Here is a 6,593-nt window from a genome sequence, read left to right as displayed (position 1 = left end):
AGCGCAGAAAAGATTGAACTAGGAACTGTCACAGCTTCGATCGGTGTCGCCGTATACAAGTATGGAGAGAGTGCAGAGCAGCTAATTCGTAAAGCTGATAAGTTCATGCACGAGGCAAAACGTTCAGGAAAGAATAAAGTTGTGGGCGGTTCAAATGTAGGTTCTGACAGCAAAGAGTCATCAAGTACGCTTATTTAAAACAATCAAGCGGCCATAATTACTGACCGCTCAGCACACTAAGTACTAGTCATTAGTAATCAGCGTTCCAACACCTTCATCTGTAAAGATTTCCAAAAGTGTTGAGTGGCTAACTCGACCGTCAATAATGTGCGAACTCTTTACTCCGTTTTTCACAGCCTCTAAAGCGCACTTAATTTTCGGCAACATACCGCCGTATATCGTTCCATCAGCAATCAACTCATCGACCTGAGCAGTTGATAAACCTGTTAACACCTCTCCCGATTTATCCTGCAGACCAGAAATATTTGTCAGTAGAATAAGTTTTTCTGCTGCTACCGCCTCAGCTACTTTTCCAGCAACCAAGTCAGCATTGATATTATAAGACATCCCATCTTCACCGACTCCGATCGGTGCAATAACGGGTATCACATCACTTTTGGTCATCATATCAATAACCGAGGTATCGACCGACTTGACCTGACCAACATGACCGTAATCTATAATTTCTGGTCGATCAACTTCTGGAGTTATTTTATCGACATGAAGTTTAGTTGCCTTGATCAGGTTTGCATCCTTCCCTGTAAGACCTATTGCCTTACCTCCATTGCTGTTAATAAGAGCAACAATTTCCTTATTCACTTTTCCGCCCAAGACCATCTCGACCACATCCATCGTCTGGCTATCGGTGACACGCATACCATCAACGAAGTGGCTTTCAATATTCAAACGCTCAAGCAAGTCACCTATTTGGGGGCCGCCCCCATGCACAACAATCGGATTGATGCCCACCAACTTCATCAACACAACATCTCTTGCAAAGCTGTTCTTTAAGTCTTCGTTCTCCATGGCGTTGCCACCATACTTAATCACCAAGGTTTTACCTGAAAAGCGCTGAATATAAGGCAGTGCTTTGCTTAATACTGAAGCCACCTGGCCAGCAGATTCTCTTGTTAAACTCATATTTTTCCTAACAAACAATAAAGGTCAGAATGGTTGACCTAAAAATTACATTCAATTGATGGATCGACTATCTGAAGCTGCGTCCTAAATATCGACTTCACTTCTTCTAAAGCTGCCTCATTATCAGCCTCGAACCTCAGAACCAATACGGGAGTGGTATTGGATGCACGACATAAACCCCAGGCATTTGGGTATTCGACTCGTAAACCATCTATCGTGGAAATATTTCCACCAACAAACTGGTCTTTCAAAGCACACAGACTTTCAACGATCATAAATTTAGACTCATCTGTCACACTGATATTTATCTCAGGCGTACTTAAGTCTTCAGGAAAATCGGCAAATACTTCTTCAGAAGAGCGATCTTCAATACCCAAGACTTCTAATAAACGAGCGGCAGCATAGAGACCGTCATCGAAGCCAAACCAACGCTCTTTGAAGAATACATGACCACTCATTTCACCAGCAAGTAATGCCCCGGTTTCTCTCATTTTAGCTTTCATATAAGAGTGTCCGCTCTTCCACATTACCGGGCGACCGCCATAACTGCTAATCAAACCATTAAGGCGTCGAGAGCATTTAACATCAAATAAGATATCTGCTCCCGGGTTACGGGAGACAACGTCTTTGGCGAACAACATCAACAAACGATCAGGCCAAATAATCTTACCTGTATTGGTTACAACGCCCAAACGATCTGCATCGCCGTCGAAGGCTAAACCGATATCCGCATCATGCTCTTGCACTGCGGCAATCAAGTCTCTGAGATTGTCTGGGTTACTAGGGTCAGGGTGATGATTAGGAAAACTACCATCAACCTCACAATGCAATGGAATAACTTCACAACCAAGTTCTTCAATTAGTTGTGGCGCAACCTTCCCGCCCACGCCGTTACCCGCATCCAATACAACTTTTAAAGGCGCAGCAACAGCAATATCATTTAGAATTGTGTCCATGTACTCTTGGGTCACATCGCTATCTGTACATGAACCTTCTCCATGCTCAAAGTCCTGCAACAAGATACGGTTGTAGAGCTTTTGAATATCATCGCCAGCCAAGGTTTTACCATCAAGCATGATCTTAAGGCCGTTATAATTAGCTGGATTATGACTGCCTGTAATCATCACACCACTTCCTGTTTTAAAGTGGTGCGTAGAGAAATATAAAACCGGCGTGGGAACCTGCCCAACATTGACGACATCCAGGCCGGTACTCAAGATCCCGCGGATCAATGAATCCGAGTACGGTACGCTAGAATAACGACCATCAAACCCGACGCATATCGCGTTTTGCCCTTGAAGAAGCGCCTCACTTGCAATAGCTTTACCTATTAACTCTACAAGCCCTTCGTTTAAGGTTTCGTCAACCACACCCCGGATATCATAGGCGCGGAAAATAGTCTGGGGAATATCTATATCCAGACCTTGCACTTCCGAAACCATATCATCTGTATCACCAAGCGCTCCAGAGCCTTCTGCATCATTTAACACATCCAAATCAAGCAAATCATCATCAAACAGAGGCGCATCATCTTCTACGTCATTCGAAACAGGAGCTGTTTTTTTAGACTGCTCTTCTTTTGGCTTATTAGCGGTCTGTTGCACAGACTTCTTCGCACTCGCGGATAAGTGCTTTATGTGTTCAGATACAGCTGACGACATTGCTGTGAACTCTCCAAAGGAGAAGGAGGCACGCCCAGTTTTGCCACCCGAAGCAAGCCCAGCTGCCATTTGACTAACTTGAAGAATATCTTTACGAACACTTAGCATGTTCATCCGAGCGATTAACACTAGCCCAAGAATTAGCACAACACCTACCCCAAGCAAAATAATCATCACCATTATTCGGTCAATCTGTAAGGACTTTCTAGCATCAGGAGCGTAGGTAATTGTGACGCCAGGCACACTGGTAGCACTCTTTAGTTTATTTGCCGAGTTGCCTTTTCCAAAGGATAAGATCGCTCGCCCGGACTGAGATGCCAAAGCCACCTCACCAGCACTTGCCGCCTCACTCTGCTTGAGAGTTGACTCGATGATATTCAACTGAAATATAGCCAGCATAATATCACCAGACAACGCTTGTGATTCACGTTGTTTTACAGGGCTTGCAAACTGAATATACCAAACACCTTCGTTAAAGAAGGGTTCTATTAATAAGCTCTCTTTCTTTAGCGAACGCCTCAGCAAGTCGATACTGGCAAAAGAAAGCGCTGGGTTATTTTGTCGCAAACTTTCTAGCTTGGAACTAGGCACCTGATAAACAGCATCAAGCTCTGCCCAAAAGCTCTTAAGTTGACGACTTGATAAGCCTTCTTCGCCAGAATCTTGTAAAGATATATTGGCTACACTTCGCTTTTTCGCATCTATGTAAGCATTAAAACTTTGAGCCAGAGAGTCTAGACGCTGTTGATCTACCTCTGCATTAAATGCAATTTCATTTTGACGTAGCGAGAACTGGTCAATTAAAAAATACGATACAGTCAAGCCTATCAACACAAGTAAGGCCGGTTGGTATATCCACGATACCAGGCTTTTTCCTACTTTTGTTTTCTTTGAAGATTTGACTTTCTTCGCAGGCTTCTTGGCTGCCGCCTCTTCTTTAGTGCTATCTTTGACAACCGTATCTTTCTTTTTGAACATGCTCAAGCTCTCACTCTATTGTTACTATGCTCTGCCAGTCGAACCAAAACCGCCCTCACCGCGAGCACTTTCCGTAAATTCTTCAACAACCTCAAATTGCGCCTGAACAACCGGCACAAGCACTAACTGCGCAATGCGTTCACCAACCTCAATAACAAAGTTTGAGTTCCCCCGGTTCCAGCAAGAAACCATTAACTGCCCTTGGTAATCTGAGTCGATCAGGCCTACCAAGTTGCCCAAAACAATACCATGTTTATGCCCAAGTCCGGATCGCGGTAATATCATCGCAGCCAGATTCGGATCTTCGATATAAATAGACAACCCTGTAGGTAACAAAACGGTTTCACCAGGAGCCAGCTCTATGCTTTTATCTAAGCAAGCCCTTAAATCTATTCCAGCAGAGCCTTGAGTTGCGTATTCTGGCATGGGGATTTCTGAACCCAAGCGTTCATCCAAGATTTTTACCTGTAGTGTTTGTCGCGTCATTATCAGATCTTCTCAATATTTATTTACTGTCGACATAAGTTTAGATGCTTCTTTCGCTTTGTATATGCGAGTTTCGCTAAGAAGCGCTTCCATCCATTTTTTTTGCTATATCCTTTACTATTTCTTCAGCTAAAGAGGCTTTGGACTGCTTAGCGCAAGCCTTTTCATCTTGCGCAGTAATTATCCATGCCTCATTCTGATCACTGTTAAAGCCTATCTCGGGCTTGGATACATCATTCGCTATAATCATATCCAAGTTCTTACGCTTAAGTTTGTCTCTGGCATAATCCAACACATCATGTGTTTCTGCAGCAAAACCAACGGTAAAAGGACGTGACTTTAATGAGGAAACTGTCGCTACAATATCCGGATTTTGCTCTAAGGTAATAGTCATCGACTCGCCTTCATCAGGCTTCTTCTTTATTTTCTTTGTTTGTATCGTCTGAGGCCTGTAGTCCGCCACCGCTGCACACGCAATGAAAATATTATTTGAACCGCCAAGCTGTGCCAAAACAGTATCCCTCATTTCTACTGCTGACAATACATTCAAACGCTCAACTCCATCGGGCGCGTCAAGTTTTGTCGGGCCAGAAACCAAGGTAACCTTTGCCCCTGCACGAACACAACTTTCAGCAAGTGCATAGCCCATTTTCCCCGAGCTGTGATTACTAATATAGCGGACCGGGTCAAGCGCTTCCTGTGTTGGTCCGGCAGTGATCACTACCTTACGCCCAGCCAATAAGCTAGATGGTTCTTTAGTAATTAATATCTCTAGCGACTCACACAGCTCCGCGGGCTCTAACATTCTGCCAGGACCGACATCCCCACAGGCTTGTTCTCCCTGTGCTGGCCCCAGGATTGTCACTGCAGACCCCAGAGTTTTAGTCAATTCAGAAATATTCCGCCGAGTCAGTGGGTTCAACCACATAGCCTGATTCATTGCAGGCGCCAGGAATACCTGAGCAGTACTAGCCAACAGCAAAGTATTAAGCAAGTCGCCCGCCATACCTTGAGCATATCTCGCTAAAAAGTCAGCTGTGGCTGGAGCAACCAAGATAAGATCTGGCCATTTTGCCAGTTCAATGTGACCCATTCCTGCTTCTGCATCGGAGTCTAACAGTTCAGTTTGGACGGGGTTACCAGACAAAGCCTGCAGGCTAAGTGGGGTAATAAATTGCTGAGCTCCCCTACTCATCACAACACGTACTTGTGCGCCAGCCTTAACGAGCTGCCTGCACAGGTCTGCAGATTTGTAAGCTGCGATACCGCCGGTTATCCCAAGTAATATCTTTTTGCCGCTCAGTTTGGAGCTCATACCTACTTCCCTTCACGATAAAAGCGAAAAGATACCACTCATAGCCCTCGATTTCACGCTAAACCAAGAGTTTATTAGGAGTTCGGCGTCAAGCACTCTCATGCGAACTGCTCACTCTGCATTTTTTACAGGCAAAAAAAAGAGCGCTAAAAAGCGCTCTTTTTCAATAAGCTGATACCACGAGGGTAGCATGCTCATCGAGAGAAATTACATAGGAGTAACGTTCTCAGCTTGTGGACCTTTCTGACCAGTACCAACTGTAAATTCTACAGTCTGACCTTCAGCAAGAGTCTTGAAGCCATCAGATTGAATAGCGCTGAAGTGTACAAACACGTCTGGGCCATTTTCCTGCTCGATGAAACCAAAACCTTTAGATTCGTTGAAAAACTTAACTTTACCAGTAACTCTATCTGACATAATCATATCCTGACTAAAAAACTAAAACATAAAATCGCCGAAAAACTGGATATAACTTATGCTTACCGGGTTGAACACTATTACTAGCAAGTCTAAACACAGAACATAAAAAAATAGCCGGGCTTTCTAGGCTGCCTGCAGTATACTCTATTAAATCTTAAATACAAACCTCATACATAAAGAGTCACAAAAAGTAAACATTCCCTACCGCCTATATTAGCTACTACCTTATGAATAAAAGCAAACGCACTGAAATTTTTACACGCTTACGAAATGAAAACCCATCCCCCGAGACAGAGCTGAACTACAGCTCCCCTTTTGAGTTACTGATAGCTGTCGTCTTATCAGCCCAAGCAACTGACAAAGGTGTAAATAAAGCAACCGATAAACTGTTTCCCATTGCCAATACCCCCGAAACAATTAGAGACTTGGGCCTTGATGGCTTAAAGGCTTATATAAAAACCATTGGCCTGTTTAATGCAAAAGCAGAAAACGTCATTAAAACATGCAACATACTGATAGATAAGCATAATAGTGAGGTCCCACAAACCAGAGAAGAGCTTGAGGCTTTGCCTGGTGTAGGAAGAAAAACTGCA

General features: G+C 43.9%; 6 protein-coding genes and 1 pseudogene. 2 read left to right on the top strand and 5 right to left on the bottom strand.

The window, feature by feature from the left end:
• Window positions 1–198 (top strand): diguanylate cyclase domain-containing protein (locus A3757_RS16140; RefSeq protein ID WP_156506360.1); only part of this gene is annotated, 198 nt, incomplete at its 5' end.
• A gap of 45 nt (window positions 199–243) precedes the next feature.
• Here the strand turns inward: A3757_RS16140 and argB are convergent.
• The 5 genes from argB to A3757_RS16115 form a co-directional block, all read right to left on the bottom strand.
• Entirely contained in the window at window positions 244–1,140 is an 897-nt protein-coding gene (gene argB, locus A3757_RS16135) for an acetylglutamate kinase (RefSeq protein ID WP_068512576.1), read from the bottom strand.
• A 38-nt stretch (window positions 1,141–1,178) separates the two neighbouring features.
• Window positions 1,179–3,779: a phosphomannomutase/phosphoglucomutase gene (locus A3757_RS27940; RefSeq protein WP_082865411.1), complete on the bottom strand. Its 2,601-nt coding sequence runs from the start codon at window positions 3,777–3,779 to the stop codon at window positions 1,179–1,181.
• Between the two features lie 24 nt (window positions 3,780–3,803).
• Window positions 3,804–4,265: a dUTP diphosphatase gene (dut, locus tag A3757_RS16125; protein ID WP_068512582.1), complete on the bottom strand. Its 462-nt coding sequence runs from the start codon at window positions 4,263–4,265 to the stop codon at window positions 3,804–3,806.
• 76 nt (window positions 4,266–4,341) lie between these two features.
• Complete coding sequence (coaBC, locus tag A3757_RS16120; RefSeq protein WP_068512586.1) at window positions 4,342–5,580, bottom strand: bifunctional phosphopantothenoylcysteine decarboxylase/phosphopantothenate--cysteine ligase CoaBC; 1,239 nt, start codon at window positions 5,578–5,580, stop codon at window positions 4,342–4,344.
• Window positions 5,581–5,787: 207 nt separating this feature from the next.
• Window positions 5,788–5,997 carry a cold-shock protein gene (locus A3757_RS16115; RefSeq protein ID WP_068512589.1) on the bottom strand — a complete coding sequence of 70 codons (210 nt, stop codon included), beginning with the start codon at window positions 5,995–5,997 and terminating at the stop codon, window positions 5,788–5,790.
• Window positions 5,998–6,227: 230 nt separating this feature from the next.
• On the opposite strand from A3757_RS16115, the pseudogene A3757_RS16110 reads away from it, so the two are divergent.
• Window positions 6,228–6,593: pseudogene (locus A3757_RS16110) on the top strand (endonuclease III); the annotation flags it as partial.

Source organism: Oleiphilus sp. HI0117 (assembly GCF_001635235.1).
The sequence above is the reverse complement of the archived record's forward strand: the minus strand, read 5'-3'. Positions and strand labels throughout refer to the sequence as shown.